Source organism: Legionella septentrionalis (assembly GCF_003989745.1).
Taxonomy (GTDB): Bacteria; Pseudomonadota; Gammaproteobacteria; order Legionellales; family Legionellaceae; genus Legionella_A; species Legionella_A septentrionalis.
Map to the genome: position 1 here is coordinate 1 of NZ_RZGS01000030.1, position 23,948 is coordinate 23,948.

Here is a 23,948-nt window from a genome sequence, read left to right on the forward strand (position 1 = left end):
AATAAACTCAAACATTTTAGAAGAGTGGCAACACGATATGATAAACTTGCTCAATCTTTTTTATCGTTCATTTATATTGCTGCAACCGCCCTTTGGTTAAGATAAATGTCGACAGAACCTAAAACGCTGCCATAAAATTGCGCAAAAAAGGGTAACTGTTTTACAATGGATAAAAATTATGCTTGTAAATGCGTTCTTGCGGTGATAGCGCTTGTTTTCGATTGGTAACTTCATGAAAAATCTTATGGCCAGGCAGCGGCAATTAATTTTATTTTGGCTGTTCAATTATCCTTTGTTTTGCATTCTTTTTTTGGCGTATGGTGATAAATCCTTAGCGCAAGATACCGTATCTTTGCTTTATTTTATCCTGTTAAGCCTGGGCCATGCCGGTTTGATTTCTTGGTTGCTGCTGTTTGCCGCACCGTATTTGTTATATTGGGCAAGCTTTAAAAGGCTAAGTGCGGCGAAGCTTGCCTTAAGTTTTGCAGTCACGGGTTTATTTTGCCTGGTTCTGGATGCATTTACTTACCTTTATTTCCGTACCCACATTAATATGACTTTGCTTGCCATGATGCTGAGTCCGGCTCGGGGACAAATATTTGCCCTCACCATGAGTGAATACTTAAGTTTAAGCGCTGTGTTTGCATTAATTTTTATGCTGCAAATAGCATTATATAAAATCGCTCGAAACGTGCAGGCGAATGTACAGCGGTTTGCAATTTTTACCCAAGTCGCGGTAATGACTTTTATTATCTTAACGCAAAGTGCTTATGCTTGGGCAGATGCGGTTTATGAACCCAGAATATTATTGCCCACGGAATTGTCACCTGGTTTTTTTGGTATAACAGCAAAACGATTTTTTGCCCGTTATCATTTGCTTGACGTTAATAATAGACAAGCGCAATTAACAATGCCTTCCGCACGGCTGCAATATCCGTTGCAGCCTTTGCAAACCCAGGAAATGGCAGGAAAACCCAACATCTTAGTCATTGCCATTGATGCATGGCGCTATGATGGGTTAAATGAACAATATACTCCAAACATCGCAGCATTCAGTGAGCGTGCCAGCCATTATACCCAGCATTATAGTGGCGGCAATTGCACCCGCGCCGGATTATTCAGCCTTTTTTATAGTGTCAATCCGGGTGATTTTGATGCGTTTTATCAAGCCGGAATAGGTCCCGTATTATTCAATATGCTTTATCGGCAAGGTTATGAAGTCGGTGTTTTCCCCAGCGCATCGGCTATATCGCCGCCATTTCATCGCACGGCTTTTGTGAATGTGCGCGAATTTGAACCCAATACTCCCGGAAATAATAGCGCTGAGCGTGATAAGGCAGCTACACAACGCCTTAAAGAATTCATGAGAAAATCCAGTGCGAATAAAAAGCCTTATTTTGCTTTCATTTTTTATGACAGCGCACATTCCTACACTTATCCGGATGAAGCATTCAATCCGCCATTTAAGCCTGCCGCCCGAGTTAGCCATTTAAGCTTGCATAATAAAAAAGCCCAATTGCAGTATCGTAATCAATATTACAACGCATTGTATTTTATAGATGGCTTGGTCAAAGAAATTTTGTCCGAGTTAAGCCGGCAAAATTCTTTGGATAACACCTTGATCGTATTTACTTCCGATCACGGCGAAGAATTTGATGACAATGGTTTAGGCTACTGGGGGCATAACAGTAATTTTACTGCAGCGCAAACTCATGTCCCCATGGTAGTTCATTGGCCCAGGCAGCATGAACGTGTTGACTATCAGCACGTGACCAGCCACTACGATTTCGTGCCAACTCTTTTGCAGGAGATATTAAAAGTTAAAAATCCGCTGCACGATTACAGCTTGGGGAAAAACCTCAATTCTGCCGAGCCACGAGAAATTATTTTATTAGGAAGCTATGCCAAGACTGCTGTATTTTCCCCACTGCAAGGCTTGGTTGCCATTACCCATCCGCTAGGATTTTTCCGCCTGGAGGATTTACATGGGCGACTTGTAAAAACCGAGTTGGACCATGATGCGCTCAAACTCGCATTTACACAAATAAATCATTTCCACAATGGTAAGGATTAATGAGATTAATCTACAAAAGAGTTTGCTTTGCATAAGTACCTTGATATAATAGCCAACAATTACTATTGTAGAATGAATTATAGGCACGTAGCTCAGTGGTAGAGCACCACCTTGACATGGTGGTGGTCGGTGGTTCGATCCCACTCGTGCCTACCAAGTTAACCCTGCTATGCAGGGTTTTTTTTTGTTGGATCTCTTACATTAAGCTTGTAAGCTAACAAGCTTATTTTCATTGCGAATCAAGAGGGAACAAGATGCCCAATATTAAATTGCCTGACGGAAGCGTTAAACATTTTGAAAACCCTTTAACTGTTTTAGACGTCGCAGCCAGCATTAGTCCTGGATTGGCAAGAGCAGCCATTGCCGGAAAGGTGGACGGGTGTATGGTTGATGTTAGCTACCCTCTCACGCAAGATTGCTCGTTGATTATTCTGACCGAGAAAGATCTGGAAAGCCTTGAGGTTATTCGGCATTCCACGGCGCATTTATTGGCTCAAGCCGTAAAGTTATTGTTTCCAACAGCTCAAGTAACCATCGGTCCTGTGGTTGCAGATGGATTTTATTATGATTTTGCCTATGCGCGTCCTTTTACCCCAGAAGATTTAGAAGCCATCGAAAATAAAATGAAAGAGTTGGCGAAAGCCAATTATCCTGTAACCCGGCGTGAATTACCGCGGGATGAAGCGATAAACTATTTCAAAGGATTGGGAGAAGAATATAAGGCGAAAATTATTGCTGAAATTCCGGAAAACCAAACCATTTCTTTGTATCGTCAGGGTGATTTTGAAGATTTATGCCGCGGGCCGCATGTTCCGGCAACTGGTTTTTTAAAGGCATTTAAATTGACCAAGCTGGCAGGGGCTTATTGGCGAGGTGATGCTCGCAATGAAATGCTGCAGCGCATCTATGGTACTGCTTGGGCCGACAAAAAATCGCTGGATGCTTACTTGCATCGTTTGGAAGAAGCGGAAAAACGCGATCATCGAAAATTAGGCAAGGCATTGGATTTATTTCATTTTCAGGACATTGCGCCCGGCATGGTGTTTTGGCATGCGAAAGGATGGACTATTTATAGGATCCTTGAAGAATACATGCGCGGTCGGCTCAAGGATTTCGGTTATGAAGAAATTAAAACCCCACAATTAGTTGACCGTTCCCTATGGGAGAAATCAGGGCATTGGGATAATTTCCGCGATGAAATGTTTATTACCGAAACCGAAAACCGGCTTTATGCGGTGAAACCAATGAATTGCCCTTGCCATATTCAAGTCTATAATCAAGGGCTTAAAAGTTACCGTGATTTACCTTTGCGTCTAGCCGAATTTGGTAATTGTCACCGTTGCGAACCTTCAGGCGCATTGCATGGGCTAATGCGTGTACGCAATATGGTACAAGATGACGCGCATATTTTTTGTACTGAGGATCAAATTCAATCTGAAGTAGCCATGATGCTCGAACTTGTGCAATCGGTATATGCTGATTTTGGCTTTAGCAATATCATTTATCGCTTGGCATTACGCCCTGAAAAGCGCGTAGGTGCAGATGCTGTCTGGGACAAGGCAGAAGCCGCTTTGCAACAAGCCATGAGGAGCCGGGGCATTGAGTGGCAAGATGCGCATGGCGAAGGGGCATTTTATGGGCCAAAAATCGAGTGCTCGCTCACGGATTGCCTGGGCCGTATTTGGCAGTGTGGTACCATTCAGGTGGATTTTTCCATGCCAGAGCGCCTGGGGGCGCAATTTGTGGCAGAAGACAATAGCAAACAAACTCCCGTTATGCTGCATCGTGCTATCCTGGGATCGTTTGAGCGGTTCATGGGGATTTTAATTGAACATTATGCTGGTAATTTGCCATTATGGCTTGCACCGATGCAAGTTTCAGTGTTGACCATCAGCGAAAAGCAGCATGAATATGCTGCAAAAGTGAAGCAATTTTTACAAAATAAAGGGGTTCGTGCCAATTTTGACTTGAGAAATGAGAAAATTGGCTTTAAAATTCGCGAGCATACTTTGCAAAAGATACCTTATTTGCTCATTATTGGTGATAAAGAGGTAGAAAATAATTTGGTTACTGTGCGCAGTCGCGATGGTCGGGATTTGGGCACAATGACAATCGATGATATTTATAGTACTCTGCAGCAGGAAATTAATGCAAAGAGTGTTGTGCAAACTAACGTTGAGGAGGGTTGACCATTAGTGCATCAACTAAGCGTGACGGCGATCGCGCGCGAATTAATGAACAGATCAATGTACCTGAAGTACGCTTAATTGATGTAGATGGCAACCAGGCGGGGATAGTATCAACACGGGAAGCTTTGCGTGCTGCAGAGGAAAGTGGTTTGGATTTGGTAGAAATTTCACCAACGGCCAAGCCACCTGTATGCCGGATTATGGATTATGGTAAATTTCTCTTTGAAATAAGCAAGAAGCAAGCAGAAGCTCGAAAAAAGCAAAAGCAAATTCAAGTCAAAGAGCTGAAATTCCGTCCCACGACGGAAGAAGGGGATTATCAGGTCAAGCTACGCAACCTGATACGTTTCCTTAATCACGGGGATAAAGTCAAAATCACGCTGCGTTTTCGTGGACGTGAAGTAGCGCACCAAGATATTGGCATGAAAATTATCGAGCGTTTGCAGCAGGATACGGCTGAGTTCGCAGTAGTTGAGCAGCAAGCCAAACGCGAAGGTCGCCAGTTGATGATGGTGTTGTCCCCAAAGAAAACGAAGTAGCAATTGTAAATTTGTCTGGGTGCTTTCTGTTAATCTGAATGATTCACTTCACCAAGCATGACTGAAATTCACATTCTGCAGTTTATAGCCGAATGTGTCCGCCTTCAGACAAATCATTAATGCGGAGTATTTGTTATGCCGAAATTAAAATCACATCGTGGAGCGCATAAACGCTTCCGAAAAACAGCAAGTGGGGCAGTGAAGCGTCGTGGTGCGTACCGCAACCATATCCTCACTAAGAAATCAACCAAGCAAAAACGTCATCTGCGTGTTGCTTCAGGCACTTTAAAATCATGTGATGCTCGTCTTGCTGAGCGCATGTTGCATGGTAGTTAAGGGGGAGAATGAATTATGCCAAGAGTTAAACGCGGAGTGACAGCAAAAGCTCGTCATAAAAAAGTTTTAAGCCAAGCCAAAGGTTATTACGGTGCCCGCAGCCGGGTTTATCGAGTTGCCAAGCAAGCCGTTATTAAGGCAGGTCAATATGCTTATCGTGACCGCCGCCAAAGAAAAAGACAGTTTCGTGCGTTATGGATTACCCGTATTAATGCACAAGCTAGAGAGTGCGGTTTATCCTACAGCCGTTTGATCGATGGTTTGAAGAAAGCCGAAATCGAATTGGATCGTAAGGTACTGGCAGATATGGCCGTTCACGATAAAACAGCTTTCGCAGCCATTGCAGAGCTTGCCAAAGCAGCACTTGCATCCTAATGTACCATAAATTCTAACTAGGAGGCTTTGGCCTCCTTTTTCTTGTAGGCTCACTATGCAAGACATCACGAGGTTACAACAAGAAGCGTTTGCAGCCATCGACAATGCTGCTGATATAAGCAACCTGGAAACTATTCGCGTCGATTATCTAGGTAAAAAAGGCAAATTAACCGATCTGTTAAAAGGATTGGCACAATTGCCTGCCGCAGAAAAGCCTAAAGCAGGCCAATTGGTTAACGAAGCAAAGCGTGAAATCAGCGCACGCATAGAACATAAATTGCTGCAACTTAAAGAAGAACTGCTGCAACAAAAATTATCTGCAGAAAAAATAGACGTCACTTTACCGGGACGTTTAAAACAATCCGGATCGCTGCACCCAGTCACCCAAGTCAAACAATTCATTAATGACTACTTTAGTCGCTTAGGTTTTGATATTGTCTCAGGCCCTGAAATTGAAACCGAATTTTATAATTTTGAAGCATTAAATATTCCGGAACATCATCCGGCGCGTGCAATGCACGATACGTTTTATTTTGGTGATGGCCGCCTGCTGCGAACCCATACTTCCCCGGTACAAATCCATGTGATGGAAAATCGCAAGCCACCGTTTCGCTTAATTGCTCCAGGTCGTGTATACCGTTGCGATTCGGACATGACCCATACTCCCATGTTCCATCAAGTGGAAGGATTGCTTATTGACAAACAAGCCACCTTGGCTGGGTTAAAAGGATTGTTGCAAGATTTTTTTGCCCATTTTTTCGGGCGTAAATTAGCGGTACGTTTCCGAGCTTCTTATTTTCCATTTACAGAGCCTTCTGCGGAAGTTGATATTGAATGCACACAGTGTTCAGGAGAAGGATGCCGCTCCTGTAAATATACCGGTTGGCTTGAAGTCCTTGGTTGCGGAATGGTGCATCCCAACGTCCTTAAAGCGGTGCAAATATCACCTGATGAATATCAAGGATGGGCTTTCGGGATGGGCATGGATCGCTTGGCCATGCTGTATTTCGGCATCGATGACTTGCGCATGATGTTTGAGAATGACATGGCTTTCTTAAAGCAATTCTAATCTAGCCAGAATCTGAGGAATTTTCATGAAAGTAAGTGAATTGTGGTTGCGTGAATGGGTTAATCCCGCTTTGACGGGGGAGCAGTTGGCTGCTCAGTTGACCATGGCTGGATTGGAGGTTGATGCACGCAATCCTGTGGCTGGCGAATTTGACCACGTCATTGTTGCGGAAGTGGTAGAAACCAAACCGCACCCGCAAGCCGATAAATTAACCCTGTGCGAAGTGAACACAGGAAACGGCATGCTTAAAGTGGTGTGCGGCGCTGCAAATGTGCGAGCAAATCTTAAAGTTGCATTGGCTCTACCAGGAGCTCATTTGCCTGGGGGTCTTCATATAAAAGAAACGAAGTTGCGCGGTGAAATTTCTCAAGGAATGCTGTGTTCGGCAGCGGAGCTTAAATTGGAAGAAAGCTCAAATGGCATTTTGGAATTACCAGAAGATGCACCGCCAGGCATCGATGTGCGCGAATATTTATCGTTGCACGATCATGTCTTGGACATTGATTTAACTCCCAATCGTGCCGATTGTTTTAGCGTAATAGGGATCGCGCGAGAAGTGGCTGCGTTAACCAAGCTTACCTTAAAACCCGTATCGGTTAAATCAGTACAACCGCAAACCGATGCAATGGTAAAAATAGACTTAATAGCAGAACACGCGTGCCCACAATATTGCGGCCGGGTGATTACAGGGATTAGTGCACATGCGGTTACGCCTGTGTGGATGAAAGAGCGCTTACGGCGCAGCGGTATTCGTCCATTGCATCCGGTGGTTGATGTGACCAATTTTGTAATGCTGGAATTAGGGCAGCCCATGCACGCATTTGATTTGCAAACGCTTGCAGGAAATATTCAAGTCCGTTTCAGCGAGGAAAACGAAGAGTTGGAATTGCTAAATGGACAAGCTGTACGCCTGGGGAAAGATGTTTTGGTCATTGCTGATCAAGAAAAACCATTAGCAATTGCTGGGATAATGGGCGGCGAAGCCAGTTCAGTACAAGCAGAAACAACTCATATTTTCTTGGAAAGCGCTTTTTTCAATCCGACCACTATTGCAGGTGTTGCCAGACGTTATGGCTTATGTACGGATTCTTCACAGCGCTTTGAACGGGGTGTGGATCCGACCATCCAGACCTTGGCACTGGAACGCGCTACGGAATTATTGCAAGCAATTGCAGGCGGTGAGGCAGGCCCGATTTCTGTTTGCAATAAAACGGAATTCCTCCCACAAGCGGTAGTCATCCAGTTTAACCCGGAAAAAGTCGAACGTTTGAGTGGTGTGCACGTGTCGCAGGCTGAAATGGAGACGATTTTACAAAACCTGGGCATGAATGTGATGTGCAGTGAAGCCAACTGGGAGATACAAGTGCCTGCGCATCGCTTCGATATTCGGCATGAAGTTGATTTGGTTGAGGAAATTATTCGTTTGCACGGTTATGAAAATATTATTGCAGACCCGATGATAAGCACCGTTACGGCAGGAGAAATAAATCCTGAAGAGCAATTTATAACACAGGCATCTGTTTTTTTTAAATCCCGCGGCTATTTTGAAACAATTAGTTACAGTTTCGTTGATCCGGAACTGCAAGAAGCAATTTACCCGCAGGCCCACGCTATGCAATTGTTAAATCCTATTTCGCAGGAGCTGTCGCAAATGCGTGCGGGAATGTGGCCAGGGTTGCTTGCGTCGATGATTTATAATGCGCATCGCCAGCAAACCAGCATTCGGCTTTTTGAAGCAGGCGTGGTTTTTAAAGTGGATGAAGAAAACTTACAGGAAGAATTATGCTTGGCAGGATTAGCCGCAGGAGAGCATGGCACACAAAACTGGAGTGAAATGTCCAGAAAATTCGATTTTTATGATGTAAAAGGCGATTTACAAGCGCTGTTTGCAGCGTTTCATATCCAAGACGTGCGATTTGTACCTGCTGTACATCCGGCCCTACATCCAGGGCAATCTGCGCAGATTATTCTTAATGGCAAGAAAGCAGGTTGGCTAGGTGCCTTACACCCCCGATTGTTGGATGCTTTGGATTTAAGCAGTGAAGTATTTGCATTTGAACTCTCAGCTGTTCCTTTTTTAGAAAAAACAGATAGGCGCTACAAGCCCATTTCCAAATACCCACAAATTAAACGCGATCTGTCTTTGTTGGTAAGTGAGGAAATCACGGCACAACAAATCGAAGAAATTGTGCGGGAAACGGTGCAGCCAGGTTGGTTGAAGGCATTTGATGTGTTTGACGTTTATAAAGGCGGTTCTATACCTGCAGATAAAAAAAGCCTGGCTATCACATTGATTTTGCAAGATGATAATCGCACTCTGGTCGATGCAGAGATCAATGCGGCAATCGATGCTATAATTACAACACTGGATCAAAAGTTTGCCATTACATTGAGGGACTAATCGTGAATGCCTTGAGTAAAGCCATTATTGCTGATGCCTTATGTAGTGAAATCGGACTGGCCAAACCGGATGCCAAGGAAATTGTTGAGCAATTTTTTGAAGAGCTCCGCTATGCCTTGGAAAATGGCCAGCATGTAAAATTGTCCGGGTTTGGTAATTTTACCTTACGCGACAAACCCCAGCGGCCGGGCAGAAATCCAAAAACTGGGCAAGAAATCCCGGTTGAAGCACGCCGGGTCGTTACGTTTAAGCCGGGGCTTAAATTAAAAACCAAAATAGAAACACGGCAATAACTGAACGCTGAGTAGATTTATCTTGTCCAAATTCTAAGCCGCCAACTTTCCTAATTTTCACGAGGATTTGATTTTGTCTTTTTATGCAAAACATATTTTTATATGCACTAATCAGAAAGCCCCCGGCAAAAAATGCTGTGCAAATGCAGGCGCTGAGCATTATTTTGATTATTTAAAAGATAAATTAAAAGACCTGGACTTGTTTGGTCCGGGAAAGGTCCGAGTGAGCCAATCAGGATGTTTGGGACGTTGCAGTTTAGGGCCTTGCATAGTGATTTATCCGGAAGGAGTATGGTATACTTACGCTTCTTCCGATGACATAGATGAGATCATCAGCAGTCAGTTGATTAATGGAGAAGTCGTACAGCGGTTATTAATCGATTCAGATTTCCCGGCTCAAGGTTAAAAATCCGATCTCAATAAAATACTATGTCATAAATTTTGTTTTCCTACTTGTAGGTTCATCCAGTTTTGGTTAAAATCGCCCGTCCAAGATTGAAGATTACTATTTTAAGGCGGTACGGAGTTAGTTAATGAAAACATTTAGCGCCAAGCCACATGAAGTAAAGCGTGATTGGTATGTGGTCGATGCCAGCGAACAAGTGTTGGGGCGTCTTGCCACTGAAATCGCACGACGTTTACGTGGCAAACATAAGGCCGAATATACCCCTCACGTGGATACCGGCGATTACATCATTGTTACCAATGCAGAAAAAGTGATGGTAACAGGCCGTAAGTTTAAAGAAAAAATGTATTATCACCACTCTGGTTTTCCTGGTGGTATAAAATCTGTTTCTTTTGATAAATTACAGGAAACAAATCCTGAGCGAATCATTGAGCGCGCAGTGAAAGGCATGCTTCCGAAAAACCCACTGGGCCGAGAAATGTATCGTAAGTTAAAAATTTACGTAGGTGCTGAGCATCCGCATGCTGCACAGCAACCTAAAAAACTTGAGATTGAGGAATAAGTATTATGGCTGAAATGCAGCAATACTATGGCACTGGTCGTAGAAAGAGCTCGGTAGCAAGGGTTTTTTTACGCCCTGGTAAAGGTCAAATAAAAGTCAATAACCGTGCTTTGGAAGAATATTTTGGTCGTGAAACCGCATGCATGATTATAAGACAACCATTAGAAACAGTTGATGTTCTAAATAAGTTTGACATTTATGCAACCGTTGTCGGCGGCGGAATTTCTGGTCAAGCTGGTGCAATTCGTTTAGGTATTGCTCGAGCCCTGGTCGAGTATGACGAACAGGATCTGCCTGAAGCTTCTGAACCAAATCCAGATTCATTTAGAAGAAAACTCCGCGCTCGTGGTTTGCTCACACGTGATCCTCGTCGCGTAGAAAGGAAAAAAGTGGGTTTACACAAAGCAAGACGTGCAACCCAATACTCCAAGCGTTAAAGCAAAATTATGCAAAAAACCCCGCATCATGCGGGGTTTTTTATTTATGTCGTTTCCAAACATGCAATTCTTTGATATAAAATACTAATCTTTGCATATCAGGATGATGTGGCGTGAATCATGAAATTGAACCCGGCTCAAATTCCGAAGTCCACGATGATCTTGTCGATGAACAACGAAGGCGTTTTTTGCTAACAGCAACCGGCGTGTTGGGGGGAGTTGGAGCTGTTTGCGCGCTTACTCCATTTATTTCATCGTGGATGCCAAGTGCGAAAGCACAAGCGGCGGGCGCCCCTGTTGAAGTCGATTTATCTAAACTCGAACCGGGACAGCAAGCAACTGTCGAGTGGCGGGGCAAGCCCGTCTGGATTATCCGTCGCACCCAAGAAATGCTGAAGCATTTAAACGATATCGAATCCCGTTTGCGCGATCCAGAATCCTTAGTTGAGCAGCAACCTGAGTATGCACGCAATCAATATCGTTCCATTAAGCCTGAATATTTGGTGCTAATCGGCATATGCACTCATCTTGGCTGTTCTCCCAAATATAAGCCGTACGAAAAAGAATTAGGCCCCGACTGGCCAGGTGGTTTTTTTTGCCCATGCCATGGTTCCAGCTTTGATCTGGCGGGGCGGGTCTTTAAGAGTGTGCCGGCGCCAATCAATTTGGCTGTTCCTCCTTATCGTTTTATCAACGACCATACCATTATAATCGGCGAAGACGAAAAATAGGATTATTAACAATGAACGGATTGTTGAAGTGGCTTGACGATCGCTTTCCATTGCTGACTACTTGGAAGCAGCATGCGAGTGAGTATTATGCGCCAAAAAATTTTAATTTTTATTATTTTTTCGGTTCATTAGCCATAGTCGTATTGGCCAACCAGCTCATTACCGGATTATGGTTGACGATGTTTTACACACCCACGGCTGCTGATGCGTTTAATTCGGTCGAATACATCATGCGCGATGTAAATTACGGGTGGTTACTGCGTTACATGCATTCAACGGGAGCATCCGCTTTTTTCATTGTAGTTTATTTGCACATGTTTCGCAGTCTGCTGTACGGATCGCATCAAAAACCCCGTGAATTGGTATGGATTTTAGGGGTTTTTTTGTTTGTTTTACTCTTGGCTGAGGCTTTTTTCGGATATTTGCTGCCGTGGGGGCAAATGTCTTATTGGGGGGCGCAAGTTATCACCTCTCTCTTCGGGGCCATACCTTTTGTCGGTGAAAGTGTGATGACGTGGCTGCGTGGGGATTACAATGTGGCTAATGCCACGCTACAACGATTTTTTGCCTTGCATGTGATTGGTGTTCCGCTCATGTTGCTTTTGCTCGTATTTTTACATTTGGTTGCGCTGCATAAAGTGGGTTCAAATAACCCGTTAGGTGTGGATATTAAGAAATTTCATGATGGGCAAGGACGGCCGCTTGATGGCATCCCATTTCATCCTTACTATACGGTAAAGGATTTTTTTGGCATTGTGGTTTTTTTCATTCTTTTTTTTGCTATTGTTTTTTTCTCACCCGAAATGGGAGGTTACTTCCTGGAACATGCAAACTTTGCCCCTGCCAACCCATTAACTACCCCTGAGCACATTGCCCCCGTTTGGTATATGACACCTTTTTATGCCATGTTACGAGGCATTCCGGATAAATTATTCGGTGTTATTGTGATGCTAGCCAGTATAGTCATTTTATTTTTTGTCCCCTGGCTTGATCGCAGTCCTGTTCGCTCAACCCGCTACAAGGGGATTTATTCAAAAGTTGCTTTAGCCCTATTTGTCATGAGCTTTTTTATTTTAGGCTATATGGGCACAGTGAACATCACGCCTGCAAAACAATGGTTGACACGGATTTGCACGGTTATTTATTTTGCATATTTTTTACTGATGCCCTTTTATACACGCCGTGAAAATTGCAAACCCTTACCAGAAAGGATAAGCATATGAGGAAAACTATTTTTTATTTTCTGGCATTGGTGCTGGCAAGCTCGGTGCAAGCGGCGGCGGAAGTGGAGTTAAAATCCATAAAAATTGATTTGCGGGATAAAACCAAATTGCAGCGTGGAGCCAAAATGTTTATGAATTATTGTTCCGGCTGCCATGCATTGCGGCACATGCGTTATAACCATATGGCAAAAGATTTGGGCTTGACTACATTTGATGGTCAAATCGACAGCGATTTATTAAAAAACAATCTCATTTTTACTGCAGCAACCGTATACGACCCGATTCAAATCAGCATGCCTGAAGAAGATGCCAGACAGTGGTTTGGCAGATTGCCACCTGACCTGTCTTTATCGGCTCGCGAACGCGGGCCAAACTGGTTATATACGTACTTGAAAAGTTTTTACATTGACAAAAAAAGACCTTTCGGCGCCAATAACTTACTCATTCAGGATGTGGCAATGCCCAATGTTTTGGCTCCATTGCAGGGCGAGGTAATTGCAGTGAGGCGTCATGGTGCTTCGCAAGAACCTGACAACTTTAATTTGATATTGTTGGAAAGTGGAGAAATGACACAGCAACAATTCGACAGTGCGCTGGAGGATTTGATTACTTTTCTGGTGTATGTCGGTGAACCGGTCAAATTGATCCGTTATCAACTGGGAGTTATTGTAATTATTTTCTTAAGCATGCTTGCGGTTTTAGCTTATCTGTTAAAAAGAATATATTGGCGTAAAATACATTAATTTATCTTAATTATGTCTAAAGTCAGCACGAATGATGAAAATATGCTAAAATAGTGACCTTTGGTTTAAATATTTTAATTAAGTTTTGCTGGCAGATGATGAATCTGTAGCTGAAATACAACGGTCTATCTTTATTCCCAGGCCGTTTCATCTCGGTAATGAATTATAAGTAATGGCGCGTGTTATGAATATTCTGGTTAATTATTTCAGGATCCAATGCTGCTGCCCGTGCTAATGAATAATGAGGAGTTTTGAATGGCTATTGTTGCAAAGCGTACTATTATGTCTTTGTATTCTGACAGTGATGATGTTTACAGTCATCAAGTCAGAATTGTACTTGCCGAAAAAGGCGTGAATGTTGAAATCATGCCGGCCAAACAAGGGGAGGTGCCTGGCGATTTGTTGGCAGTAAATCCCTACGGTACCGTACCTACTTTAATCGACCGTGAATTAGTATTGTATGAAGCGCGGATTATTATGGAATATCTGGACGAGCGCTTCCCGCACCCGCCGTTACTACCAGTTTATCCGGTAGCGCGTGCAGAAACGCGTAAAATGATGCACCGCATCGAGCAAGATTGGTTTTCATTGTTGCATCGCATCTACAAGAATGAAGATGCAGACGGTGCTCGTGGATTATTGCTTGAAAGTTTATTAAATCTTGAACCAGTGTTTGCAGACAAACCTTATTTCATCAGTGAAGAATTTTCCTTGCTTGATTGCACTTTGGCACCGCTGCTTTGGCGTTTGCCGCAATTGGGTATAAATATTCCTGCTGAAGCCAAAGGTTTGCATGCTTACATGCAACGCTTGTTTAAGAAGGATTCGTTTCAAACCAGCCTTACCGATGCAGAGAGGCAACTAAGGGCAGCATAATGACGACAATGACTTCCAACAAACCCTACCTCATTCGGGCAATTTATGATTGGATTATCGATCATGACTTGACGCCATATCTTTTGGTCAATGCGGATGCGGCTTCTGTGCAAGTGCCCCAGGAATATGTAGACGGTGGCCGTATTGTGCTGAACATATCTCCAAAAGCATGTCGTGGTTTGCATCTGGAAAACGATAAAATTTTATTTACTGCCCGGTTTTCTGGAATAGCTACGCAAATTTGTTTGCCACCAAGCGCTGTTCTGGCAATTTATGCAAAAGAAAATGGCAGGGGGATGGAGTTTGCAGAAGACGATGAAGGCGGTACAACTCCTCCACCTGCGAGCAACTCCGAGAAGGGAACTGGGAAACCTAAGTTAAAATTGGTTAAATAATTCTGCATGTTACAGCAGTTGTTTTTACCGACTGCTGCAATCCTCTGGGCAGGAGCATAATCACATGGCTGCAACTGGATTTTATTTAATCAAGGATATTCGTATTTGCGAACGCAATGCCGTTGATGAGCTGGGATTGACTGAGGATGAGTTGATGGCTCGTGCCGGCCAAGCGGCATTTGCTGCATTGCAAACCTTCTACCGTGAAGTTCACTCCATTGCTGTATTTTGCGGTGGAGGAAATAATGCCGGGGATGCTTACGTTTTAGCATATCTTGCCCGTCAACATGGATTAGCGGTTACTATTTATCAATATAAGTCCATCGAAAATTTGCCACCTGCCGCACGGCATGCCGCTGTGACCGCAATTGCTGCTGGCATTCCTTGCCAATATATTGAAGATCCCATCGAGGATAACATTGAACTGATTGTTGATGGGTTATTGGGTATAGGCGTTCAAGGCGAGGTAAAAGGGCCTATTGCACAAGCCATAAACCATATTAATGACAGCGGTTTGCCGGTTTTAGCTATTGATGTTCCATCAGGATTAGATGCCGATACGGGACGGATATTTGGAACTTGTGTTCGGGCTACAGTCACCGTCACGTTTATTGCCCGTAAATTTGGTCTTTATACTTTAAATGGTCCTGATTTTTGTGGAAAAATTATTTGCGACAGCTTGAAATTAGAGCCTTGTTTAGCGAAAATCCCCGCTATTTGTGCCTTGGATAAACAATTATTAACCGGTATCGTTGCGCGTCCAAGGAATTCACACAAAGGTATGTTTGGCCATGTTCTTGTAATTGGCGGCGGACCAGGCATGCCGGGAGCCGTGTATTTGGCTGCCCTGGCTGCGTTAAAAATTGGGGCAGGGATGGTAACGGTGGCCACATGGCCAGAGCATGCCGGTAAGGTTTTACCGCTTTTACCTGAAGCGATGATTTACGGGGTCGCAGATGCTAATGACTTAATGCCTCTGCTGGCGCGTGCTTCGATTTGTATAGTGGGACCCGGCCTTGGAGATAATGCCTGGGCAAAAGCTTTGTTTGCGACGGTTATAGCCGCCCAATTACCTTTGGTGATTGATGCTTCAGCTTTGCATATGCTCGCACAAAATCCCCAGTACGATGATAATTGGATATTAACGCCGCATCCTGGCGAAGCGGCTGCCTTATTAGCATGTACAGCCACGGAGATTCAAAATAATCGTTTAAAGGCAGCAGAACACATCCAGCAACAATATGGCGGCCAAATCGTTTTGAAGGGCGCGGGTACGGTGGTGTGCACCAGTGCAGATAAAGTTTATTTGTGTACTGCCGGAAACCCTGGCATGGCAAGTGCTGGCATGGGCGATGTGTTAAGCGGTGTGCTTGGTGGTTTAATTGCCCAGGGGTTGACGCTGCAGGATGCGGCAAAGCTTGGGGTATGGCTGCATGCTTATGCAGCCGATAGAGCCGTTCACGAAAAAGGTGAGCGTGGTTTATTGGCAAGTGACTTGATGCCTTATTTACGTCAATTAATCAATTCTCGATGAACTTAATAATTAATTTAGCAAATGAAGACGCGAGTAAATACACAGCCCAGCGCTTGGCTGCGTGTTTGTACGCACCGTTGACTCTTACATTCAGTGGCGAAATCGGTGCCGGGAAAACCACGTTCATCCGCGCCCTGCTGCAAAGTTTGGGCATAAAAGCAGCGATAAAAAGCCCGACGTTTTCTTTGGTAGAAAGCTATCAACTCCCTAACATGCATATTCATCATTTTGATTTATATCGAATTCACGATGAATCAGAACTTGAATACATTGGTTTTCGCGATTATTTTGCAGATAATGTAATTTGTTGTATCGAGTGGCCAGAGCGTGTTCATTGTCTTGATTTTGCAGATATTGGCTTTACTTTAATGATGAAAGGCGTAGGACGAGAAATGCATGCTCATGCTTTTAGTCCTGCGGGTATTGAAATTTTGACTTGCCTTGCAGGTGAATCATGAGCATGCAACCAGCTCCCATACAAATGTCAATCGCAAGAGACATACCGAGCACTGTTGAACGCGCTTTTGCATATTTCGAGTTTGTCTTTTTGCTTCTCGCCTTGTTTAGTTTCTCATGGGCAGCCCAGGCAAACCCAAGGCCGGCAGGCATGGTGACCGAATTGACGTCATTTGCAGTTAGCGAACAAAAAAATGTTACGGCAATCCATTTTAAATTTAATCATCCATACATTCATCATGTATTTATTTTGCCCAACCCAGAACGTCTGGTGGTGGATTTAGGTAAATCCGCCAATGCGCTAGATTTGCAAAATTTAATCCATGGACACCCGTTAATAACGCGGGTACGCAGCGGCTATGATGATAGAAAAAATCTTCGCATTGTGTTTGATCTCAGCAATCCTATTCGCTTGCGCTCACTGCCGGCAGCACGTGAATTACGTTTAGAACTCGAAAAACAAGCCGCGCCAAGAACTTTAGTTAGACCATCGCCACTGAAAATGGATATCAGCAAGGCAATGCCTGCAGGCAAGAAACCGCCTCCCTTGCGCGTAACGCAAAATCTGCGCGCATCATCTCGCGACATTGTGGTGGTTTTAGATCCTGGTCATGGTGGTAAAGATCCCGGAGCTGTCGGGCCAAATCGCCATGCTGAAAAACACGTTGTACTGGCTATTGCCCAGAAGCTAAAACAAATTATCGATCGCGAGCCAGGCATGAAAGCGGTGCTTACGCGTGATGGTGATTATTATGTAGGATTACGCGAGCGTTTGAACATTGCGCGCAAATACAATGCTGATATTTTTATATCCATCCATGCAGATGCATTCATTAATCAACATTCCAGTGGCGCCTCGGTGTTTGCGCTTTCACAAACTGGAGCAACGAGTGAAGCTGCCCGGTGGCTTGCTGAAAAAGAAAACTACTCAGAATTGGGAGGAGTCAATTTATCCGGCTTGGATGATCAAAATGGCTTGGTTAGAACGGTTTTAATCGATCTCTCGCAGACTGCTACGATTACCGCAAGTTTGCAGATGGGGGCTAGCGTGCTAAGGAGCTTGGACAATATTACAAATTTACATCACAATGCAGTCGAGCAAGCCCGTTTTGTGGTTTTAAAATCCCCGGACATCCCATCGATTTTGATCGAGACAGGTTTTATTTCCAACCCCCGTGAAGAGAGCAATTTGACCAATAGTCGTTATCAGGCGCGGATGACACAAGCTATCTTTCGCGGCATTAAGCAATATTTCATGCAACATCCTCCACAGAAAAGAACAAATGTTGCTGCTTTCAGAGCGAGCGCCCCAGCTCCCACGCGGCATATTGTGCAGCGTGGAGAATCATTATCTAAAATAGCTGCACGCTATCATTTAAGCACTGCCCGCTTGCAAGCTTTAAATCACTTAAACAGTGAAAGCATCCGCGTTGGACAAAAACTCATTGTGTCGGCAAGATGAGCTACCGTATCCATCAACTTCCTCCTGAAATCGCCAATCAAATTGCTGCCGGTGAAGTGGTGGAGCGCCCGGCATCTGTAGTAAAAGAATTATTGGAAAACTCGACGGATGCCGGTGCTGATGCAATCCACATTGAAGTGGATTTCGGTGGTTTAAACCGCATTAAAGTCAGTGATAATGGCTGTGGAATCCTTGCTGAAGATTTACCGTTGGCTGTTATGGCGCATGCAACCAGTAAAATTACAAAACTGGAAGATTTATACGCCATAACCAGCATGGGATTTCGCGGAGAAGCCTTGGCAAGTATTGCCTCCGTATCCCGGTTAAACCTTTATTCACGACCTGCTTTGCAACCGCATGCCATGCATTTGCAAGTTGAAAATTCTATTATAAATATAATGCCTTGTGCGCGTGCTCCCGGCACGACCGTTGAAGTATTGGACCTTTTTTTTAACGCGCCCGTGCGCAAAAAATTCCTCAAAACTGAACGTCATGAGTTCCTGGCAATTGAACAAGTAGCCAAGCGGTTTGCCTTGGGGAATCCGCATATCGCCTTGACATTAAAACACAACGACAAACAAATATTTGCACTCGCTGCAGCGGCTTGTGAAAATACAAAATTATTACGCATAAAAAAATTGTTGGGCAAAGGATTTCTTGAAAATGCAATTTACATCAATGTGAAACAGGGGCAATTTTCACTTGAAGGTTGGGTTAGCAATCCGAATCTGCAGCGCAGCCAAAATGATAAGCAATGGTTTTATATTAACCAGCGTATGGTAAGAGATAAATTGGTACAGCATGCAATCAGGCAAGCCTATGAGGAGATATTACATCCAGGTCGCTTTCCTGTTTGCGTATTATATTTAGCATTGCCGGCCGAGCAAGTTGATGTCAATGTGCATCCGACCAAGCATGAAGTGCGCTTTCAGCAGCCAAGAGCTGTGCATGATTTCATTACTACTGAACTCAAACGAGTTTTAATCCCGGAAGAAAAAATTGCTGTAAATCATTTTATTAAACCGCCTGTTGCTAACAAATTTACAGAATTGCGTGAGCCCCATGCAGATTTTTCCATCTCCCCTATAGGCAAAGACAACACCAGCGCATGGCTGCCCTTAAATGATGAATTTACCTTAATATTTATAAAAGATGTGCCATTTCTTGTGGACATTAAACAATTGCAATACCAACAAAAATTGGCTTTTTTAATGGAGGCAGGGTTTCCTTTGCCGCATAGGCCATTGCTTGTACCGATTATCATTGCGTTGCAGTCTGCCCAGGTGAAGGCAGTGGCAATACAGCAACAGGCATTACTGAAAGTAGGTATACAATTTGATTTTGTCAGCGATGTGCAAATTGCAATACGCAGCATTCCAAAATGTTTGCCGCATCTTGATATAAAGCAGGTTTTTCTAAATTTAAGCGAACAACGTCTTGATGCTCGCGACGATTGGTTAAAATTTCTGGTCCAATGTCAGGCATTCCATGCCGAGCAATTAAGCTTGGATGAAAAGGATGAGTTATATGCTCATCTGGCATCCTTTCCTGAAAAGAATACTTCATTTTATCTGCAATTAACCCGAGAAAATTGTCGGCTTCTGCTCTCTAAAGCTATAATTGGCAAATAATTGTTGAATTTGTAAATAATGGCAAAACTTGTTTTTTGTTTAATGGGGCCTACTGCTTCTGGAAAAACCGATATTGCATGTAAGTTGTTACAGCAATTTCCATTTGAAATCATTAGCGTGGATTCCGCTTTAATCTATCGTGAGATGGATATTGGCACAGCCAAGCCCGACGCTCAGATTTTAGCGCAAGCCCCCCATCACTTGCTGGATATTCTTAATCCTCCTGACCATTATTCAGCAGCGAATTTTTGCGATGACGTTGAGAAACTCTGCAGCGAAATTTATGATAGAGGCAACATCCCGTTATTGGTAGGGGGGACCATGATGTATTTCCGTGCCTTGCAGCAAGGATTGTCTGCTTTACCACAAGCGGATGATGCGATTCGGAAAACACTTTCAGCACAAGCTCAGGAGCACGGCTGGGCGTATATGCATGAATTACTTAAGAAGGTAGACCCAGTCTCCGCACAAAGGATTCACGCACATGATACGCAGCGTATACAGCGGGCTTTGGAAGTGTATGCAATAACGGCAAAGCCCCTTTCAGAATGTTTAAAGGCAGAAATGCATGCCTCGGATTATCAATTTATCAATCTCATGTTAATGCCTGAAAATAGGCAATGGCTACATGAACGCATTGCCACGCGTTTTACCCATATGTTAGATGCAGGTTTTCTTGATGAAGTGCGGCAATTACTGGACAAATGGAGCTTGACTCTGGATTGTCCCGCTTTACGCAGCGTGGGCTATCGCCAGGCATTTTTATATCTTAGAGGGGAATATGATTATCCCACTTTTTGCGCGAAAGGGATTGCCGCTACCCGGCAACTGGCAAAAAGACAATTGACTTGGTTGCGGCATTGGCCAGAGGGTTTCACCTGTGTTGCGGAAAATCCCGGCGTTTTCGGCGAAATCATAGTCATTATTAAGAAAATACTGGATAATAAGCGCAAAATTTCATAGCCCGGCAACTAGCATGGCATGTTGAATTTATCTAGGAGAAATGAATGTCTGAACCAGTAAAAAAAGAGCCAGCATGTACAGAAAAAAACTATGTTGTTTATCCACATGAACTGCCGCTAAGTTGTCCTACGGATAAAATGGAATTATGGAATGCCCACCCTAAAGTTTATTTACCTATTGAACGAACGGGTGTTGAGGTTTGCCCTTATTGCGGGGCGCGTTTTGTTCTACATAAAGAATAAGCTTAGCTTTTTTTAATTGATTTTCAGCGAATTACCCATGATTGATTCGATTTGCATCGTGCGTCTTTCCGCATTGGGGGATGTATTAATGCTGGTACCCTTGGTGCGCACCTTACAAGCCCGTCTTCCCAATGCAGCACTCACCTGGATCATTTCGCGTCCAGCATATGACTTGGTGGCGGGGATGGATGGTGTTGAATTTATTGTCATCGATAAACCCAACACGCTTGCCGATTACTGGCAATTTAGACAGAAAATGCGTGGCAGGCATTTTGATGTATTGCTGGCGGCACAAGCCAGCTTTCGTGCCAACTTGCTATATCCTTTCGTGCGAGCCAAACGCAAAATAGGTTATGATAGCCTGCGCGCCAAAGATGGGCATGGATGGTTTATTCATGAAGCCATAACCCCGGGAAATGATCACACCTTGGATGGATTTTTAAAATTTGCAAGTGCTTTAGGGATTGAGCAAAAGGTCATTCAATGGAATTTACCGATTGCCCTGGAACACCAGCAATGGGCGCAAGCACATCTTCCGCAAAAAAATGGCCCGATTTTATTGCTTAATCCGGCAGCCAGTAAGCAGGAGCGTAATTGGCCGCTCGAACGCTATATTGAAGTGATTAGATACGTGCAAACCTCCTGGAAGGCGCAGGTTGTATTGACTGGTGGCCCAGGTGCAGAAGACCGTGTCATTGCCGATGTTATCATGCAGGCAGTCGAGGCTACGGATCTGGTAGGTAAGACCAAGCCCAAGCAGCTATTGGCCGTTATCCAGCAGTGTGATTTGGTTTTATGTCCAGATACAGGCCCCTCTCATATGGCTGCTGCCGTATCCACTCCGGTGATCGCATTACATGCAGTGACTAGTGCGGATGTCTCGGGTCCTTATGTTTACCGTAATCTTGCCGTTGATTTTTACACCGAAGCGGTGGAGAAAATTTTAAAAATTTCGCCACAAGATAACGTTTGGGGAACCCATGTCCACGGTGATGGGACCATGAAGTTGATTCCGGTAGAAGCAGTGATTCAAAAAATAGATGAAGTATTGTCGCAGTTGGGATATAGCCGCCGCAGCGTTTGACTTCTTGCTTGTAACGCACCGGAGTAGATAGTGTATGCAAATACGCTTGTGTACCGCAGCTTTGCCGAAAGACAAGGCTATGGTTTATCCCCGGCAATGGAGGTTATTGCTGCACGCTTGGGTTAGTGATTAAACTTGGTTGCAATTGCCGTGCATTTTGCAGTAACAGGATGCTGTTCGTTAACAATAACCGCTCTTGCTGTTGCCTGCTTAAATATAATTGATAATTAATTTCTGCTAGCAGTATGGCTATTTGGCGTTGTACGGCAGAATCAGGTGCATTATTGATTTGATAAATCCAATCTTCATTTTCGTCTTGGCCAGGTTTGAACAACCGCCAGGTGGCCATTTCAAATTCGCTTTGTGCTTGGCTGGTGGCGTTATTTCTATCTCCCATGTCTTGCGTTAATCTTTTAGACAAAATGGAATATAAATTTCCATATGCCACGGAAGTTTGCGCGGCATAAACGCGTAAGTCCGTTAGATAAGTTGTAAGTATCCTTTGCGCCTGTTTTTGTGCTGCCTCTGTGGTAGTTGGGTCTAATTTTACGGCTTGATTGTACAAAGCCGTATAATCCCTAAGCTTCGGCAAGGGAATAGGGCTTACCGAGCCCGTGGCATAACGAATAAAATTTTGGGCTACCTGGGCTTGCGTTTGGGCTTCCAGCCCTCGACTTTGCCCGCTATCGCCTCCAGAGCTGCCAGAAGGTGGTGCGGTTTCGTCAGAATAGCGGAAAGGTGCTATTAAAGAATTGCTGTTTAACTGCGCCAGAAACCGCTGGTTGTAATCATAAGAAAAAAAGTCTCTTGGCTTGGGCAGGCTTCCAACTACATTACTTAATACTTGCGATTCACTAAGCAGTTGACAATCAGGGGATATTGCTGTTTCAGTCTCATCCATGCAATAAGTATAACTGGGGGTGCCGACAATATTGAGGAGGCTTTGACTTACTGGGTCTGTCTGGTAGATTTTTTGGTCGATAAGGGGACTGACAGATACCTTGCCATCCTTCCGTCCGCTTTCGCTTTGATAATTTTGTAAGTTAAACGTTTGATTCGCGAGCCGGTTAAAAGCTTGCAGCGCTGAGTTATTGGGTACAAAAAAAGCCAAGGCACTGCTGAATGCATTGACAGGGATGGCACCCACCATGAAACTTACTGCAAAAGCATTATCTGTTCTGGAGCGGGTTTTCGCAAGCGCTTCTTTTGCCGTTTCAATGCTAGAGGGCGCTTCCTGCTTTAAGTCAAAGCCTAAGTATTTACCCAGTGTTTCGAACATTTTTATAAGTTCTTTTAGATTACGACTGCTTTCTTCCCCATAATAGGAGTCATAATTTTGTGCAGTTGCCGGCAAAATTGCTGCGAACAGTAAACCAGATACAGCTAGACGCGAAATAGCGTTCATTATTCTTCCCCTTCAAAAGCACGCGCTACGAGTTTAAGTCGATATTCAGAAAATACCCGGGACAGTAAACGTAATCGTTCAAAAATGATATTTCTTTTAAGAAAAAAGCCGGCGGGATCTGTACTTGACAAGCTGTGTTCTTCTGCGTAGATAAGGATTTTGGAAGCACTCCCCGGGTGAACGGTATCAATAGCCTGCAGTAGCCTAAGACCACGTCCGGATTTAATATTGCCAACCAGCCGGATGAATTTGTTCTCATGGCCAAGCATGTTCATGTCCACAGCTTCTATATCATCCAGTTCTTTTCCAAGTTGTGTGAGTGCTTCTTCAAGCTTAGGGTCGCCATCCAAAGTCCAATCTTCAACGCTTTCCATAAAAGTAACAACGCGATAAATCATGGGATCAACGTATTCGTGCCAATATTGGGCGGAAGCTTTATGACTTAAATCAGGCATCGTTTCTCTTGCGGGATAAACAATTCAAACATATAGTATTTATATAATATAAAAGGTGAAAAAGAAA

Annotated in this window: 25 protein-coding genes, 1 tRNA gene and 1 pseudogene; 25 read left to right on the forward strand and 2 right to left on the reverse strand. The window is 43.9% G+C overall.

Annotated elements, in window-relative coordinates; all coding sequences use genetic code 11:
- The 25 genes and pseudogenes from ELY11_RS09435 to ELY11_RS09555 all read left to right on the forward strand — a co-directional run.
- Positions 1 to 105 (forward strand): annotated as a pseudogene (locus ELY11_RS09435) (IS5/IS1182 family transposase); the annotation flags it as partial.
- Positions 106 to 232: 127 nt separating this feature from the next.
- Complete coding sequence (locus tag ELY11_RS09440) at positions 233 to 2,074, forward strand: sulfatase-like hydrolase/transferase (RefSeq protein WP_127033250.1); 1,842 nt, start codon at positions 233 to 235, stop codon at positions 2,072 to 2,074.
- Positions 2,075 to 2,155: 81 nt separating this feature from the next.
- Positions 2,156 to 2,230: transfer RNA gene (locus ELY11_RS09445), tRNA-Val, on the forward strand.
- Between the two features lie 98 nt (positions 2,231 to 2,328).
- Positions 2,329 to 4,263 carry a threonine--tRNA ligase gene (thrS, locus tag ELY11_RS09450; protein WP_126953366.1) on the forward strand — a complete coding sequence of 645 codons (1,935 nt, stop codon included), beginning with the start codon at positions 2,329 to 2,331 and terminating at the stop codon, positions 4,261 to 4,263.
- Positions 4,264 to 4,265: 2 nt separating this feature from the next.
- A complete protein-coding gene (gene infC, locus ELY11_RS09455; protein WP_126953457.1) occupies positions 4,266 to 4,802 on the forward strand; it encodes a translation initiation factor IF-3 in 537 nt (178 codons plus the stop codon).
- Between the two features lie 135 nt (positions 4,803 to 4,937).
- Positions 4,938 to 5,138, forward strand: a complete 201-nt coding sequence (gene rpmI, locus ELY11_RS09460) for a 50S ribosomal protein L35 (protein WP_126953365.1) — start codon at positions 4,938 to 4,940, stop codon at positions 5,136 to 5,138.
- 15 nt (positions 5,139 to 5,153) lie between these two features.
- Positions 5,154 to 5,513 carry a 50S ribosomal protein L20 gene (rplT, locus tag ELY11_RS09465; protein ID WP_126953364.1) on the forward strand — a complete coding sequence of 120 codons (360 nt, stop codon included), beginning with the start codon at positions 5,154 to 5,156 and terminating at the stop codon, positions 5,511 to 5,513.
- 55 nt (positions 5,514 to 5,568) lie between these two features.
- Positions 5,569 to 6,582 (forward strand): phenylalanine--tRNA ligase subunit alpha, encoded by a 1,014-nt coding sequence (gene pheS, locus ELY11_RS09470; RefSeq protein WP_127033252.1) that lies wholly within the window; start codon positions 5,569 to 5,571, stop codon positions 6,580 to 6,582.
- A 25-nt stretch (positions 6,583 to 6,607) separates the two neighbouring features.
- Positions 6,608 to 8,983 (forward strand): phenylalanine--tRNA ligase subunit beta, encoded by a 2,376-nt coding sequence (gene pheT, locus ELY11_RS09475; RefSeq protein ID WP_127033254.1) that lies wholly within the window; start codon positions 6,608 to 6,610, stop codon positions 8,981 to 8,983.
- Positions 8,984 to 8,985: 2 nt separating this feature from the next.
- Positions 8,986 to 9,276 carry an integration host factor subunit alpha gene (locus tag ELY11_RS09480; protein ID WP_126953361.1) on the forward strand — a complete coding sequence of 97 codons (291 nt, stop codon included), beginning with the start codon at positions 8,986 to 8,988 and terminating at the stop codon, positions 9,274 to 9,276.
- A gap of 70 nt (positions 9,277 to 9,346) precedes the next feature.
- Positions 9,347 to 9,682: a (2Fe-2S) ferredoxin domain-containing protein gene (locus ELY11_RS09485; RefSeq protein WP_199737825.1), complete on the forward strand. Its 336-nt coding sequence runs from the start codon at positions 9,347 to 9,349 to the stop codon at positions 9,680 to 9,682.
- 127 nt (positions 9,683 to 9,809) lie between these two features.
- Positions 9,810 to 10,244 (forward strand): 50S ribosomal protein L13, encoded by a 435-nt coding sequence (gene rplM, locus ELY11_RS09490; RefSeq protein ID WP_126953359.1) that lies wholly within the window; start codon positions 9,810 to 9,812, stop codon positions 10,242 to 10,244.
- A 5-nt stretch (positions 10,245 to 10,249) separates the two neighbouring features.
- Positions 10,250 to 10,681: a 30S ribosomal protein S9 gene (rpsI, locus tag ELY11_RS09495; protein ID WP_126953358.1), complete on the forward strand. Its 432-nt coding sequence runs from the start codon at positions 10,250 to 10,252 to the stop codon at positions 10,679 to 10,681.
- A 113-nt stretch (positions 10,682 to 10,794) separates the two neighbouring features.
- Positions 10,795 to 11,412: a ubiquinol-cytochrome c reductase iron-sulfur subunit gene (petA, locus tag ELY11_RS09500; protein ID WP_233579791.1), complete on the forward strand. Its 618-nt coding sequence runs from the start codon at positions 10,795 to 10,797 to the stop codon at positions 11,410 to 11,412.
- Between the two features lie 11 nt (positions 11,413 to 11,423).
- Positions 11,424 to 12,635, forward strand: coding sequence for a cytochrome b (locus ELY11_RS09505; protein WP_127033258.1), 1,212 nt, complete (start codon positions 11,424 to 11,426; stop codon positions 12,633 to 12,635).
- Positions 12,632 to 13,378 carry a cytochrome c1 gene (locus ELY11_RS09510; protein WP_126953356.1) on the forward strand — a complete coding sequence of 249 codons (747 nt, stop codon included), beginning with the start codon at positions 12,632 to 12,634 and terminating at the stop codon, positions 13,376 to 13,378. Before ELY11_RS09505 ends, ELY11_RS09510 begins: the two co-directional genes overlap by 4 nt.
- A gap of 255 nt (positions 13,379 to 13,633) precedes the next feature.
- Positions 13,634 to 14,254 (forward strand): stringent starvation protein SspA, encoded by a 621-nt coding sequence (sspA, locus tag ELY11_RS09515; protein WP_126953355.1) that lies wholly within the window; start codon positions 13,634 to 13,636, stop codon positions 14,252 to 14,254.
- A gap of 8 nt (positions 14,255 to 14,262) precedes the next feature.
- Positions 14,263 to 14,649 carry a ClpXP protease specificity-enhancing factor gene (locus ELY11_RS09520; protein WP_126953455.1) on the forward strand — a complete coding sequence of 129 codons (387 nt, stop codon included), beginning with the start codon at positions 14,263 to 14,265 and terminating at the stop codon, positions 14,647 to 14,649.
- Between the two features lie 64 nt (positions 14,650 to 14,713).
- Entirely contained in the window at positions 14,714 to 16,183 is a 1,470-nt protein-coding gene (locus ELY11_RS09525; RefSeq protein ID WP_127033260.1) for an NAD(P)H-hydrate dehydratase, read from the forward strand.
- Positions 16,180 to 16,641, forward strand: a complete 462-nt coding sequence (tsaE, locus tag ELY11_RS09530) for a tRNA (adenosine(37)-N6)-threonylcarbamoyltransferase complex ATPase subunit type 1 TsaE (protein WP_127033262.1) — start codon at positions 16,180 to 16,182, stop codon at positions 16,639 to 16,641. Before ELY11_RS09525 ends, tsaE begins: the two co-directional genes overlap by 4 nt.
- Positions 16,638 to 18,101 (forward strand): N-acetylmuramoyl-L-alanine amidase, encoded by a 1,464-nt coding sequence (locus tag ELY11_RS09535; RefSeq protein WP_233579793.1) that lies wholly within the window; start codon positions 16,638 to 16,640, stop codon positions 18,099 to 18,101. Before tsaE ends, ELY11_RS09535 begins: the two co-directional genes overlap by 4 nt.
- The gene (gene mutL, locus ELY11_RS12415) at positions 18,098 to 19,732 is read left to right on the forward strand and encodes a DNA mismatch repair endonuclease MutL (protein ID WP_126953352.1); all 1,635 of its coding nucleotides are present in this window, start codon (positions 18,098 to 18,100) and stop codon (positions 19,730 to 19,732) included. Before ELY11_RS09535 ends, mutL begins: the two co-directional genes overlap by 4 nt.
- 18 nt (positions 19,733 to 19,750) lie before the next feature.
- Positions 19,751 to 20,695, forward strand: coding sequence for a tRNA (adenosine(37)-N6)-dimethylallyltransferase MiaA (gene miaA, locus ELY11_RS09545; RefSeq protein WP_127033264.1), 945 nt, complete (start codon positions 19,751 to 19,753; stop codon positions 20,693 to 20,695).
- 44 nt (positions 20,696 to 20,739) lie between these two features.
- A complete protein-coding gene (locus ELY11_RS09550; RefSeq protein WP_126953350.1) occupies positions 20,740 to 20,937 on the forward strand; it encodes a zinc-finger domain-containing protein in 198 nt (65 codons plus the stop codon).
- Between the two features lie 37 nt (positions 20,938 to 20,974).
- Positions 20,975 to 22,021, forward strand: coding sequence for a glycosyltransferase family 9 protein (locus ELY11_RS09555; RefSeq protein WP_127033266.1), 1,047 nt, complete (start codon positions 20,975 to 20,977; stop codon positions 22,019 to 22,021).
- Between the two features lie 103 nt (positions 22,022 to 22,124).
- Here ELY11_RS09555 and icmX read toward each other — a convergent pair whose 3' ends face one another.
- Positions 22,125 to 23,426: a type IVB secretion system protein IcmX gene (gene icmX, locus ELY11_RS09560; RefSeq protein ID WP_127033268.1), complete on the reverse strand. Its 1,302-nt coding sequence runs from the start codon at positions 23,424 to 23,426 to the stop codon at positions 22,125 to 22,127.
- On the reverse strand, positions 23,426 to 23,881 hold the full coding sequence (gene icmW, locus ELY11_RS09565) for a type IVB secretion system protein IcmW (RefSeq protein WP_126953347.1): 456 nt from the start codon (positions 23,879 to 23,881) through the stop codon (positions 23,426 to 23,428). Before icmW ends, icmX begins: the two co-directional genes overlap by 1 nt.
- Positions 23,882 to 23,948: the final 67 nt, after the last annotated feature.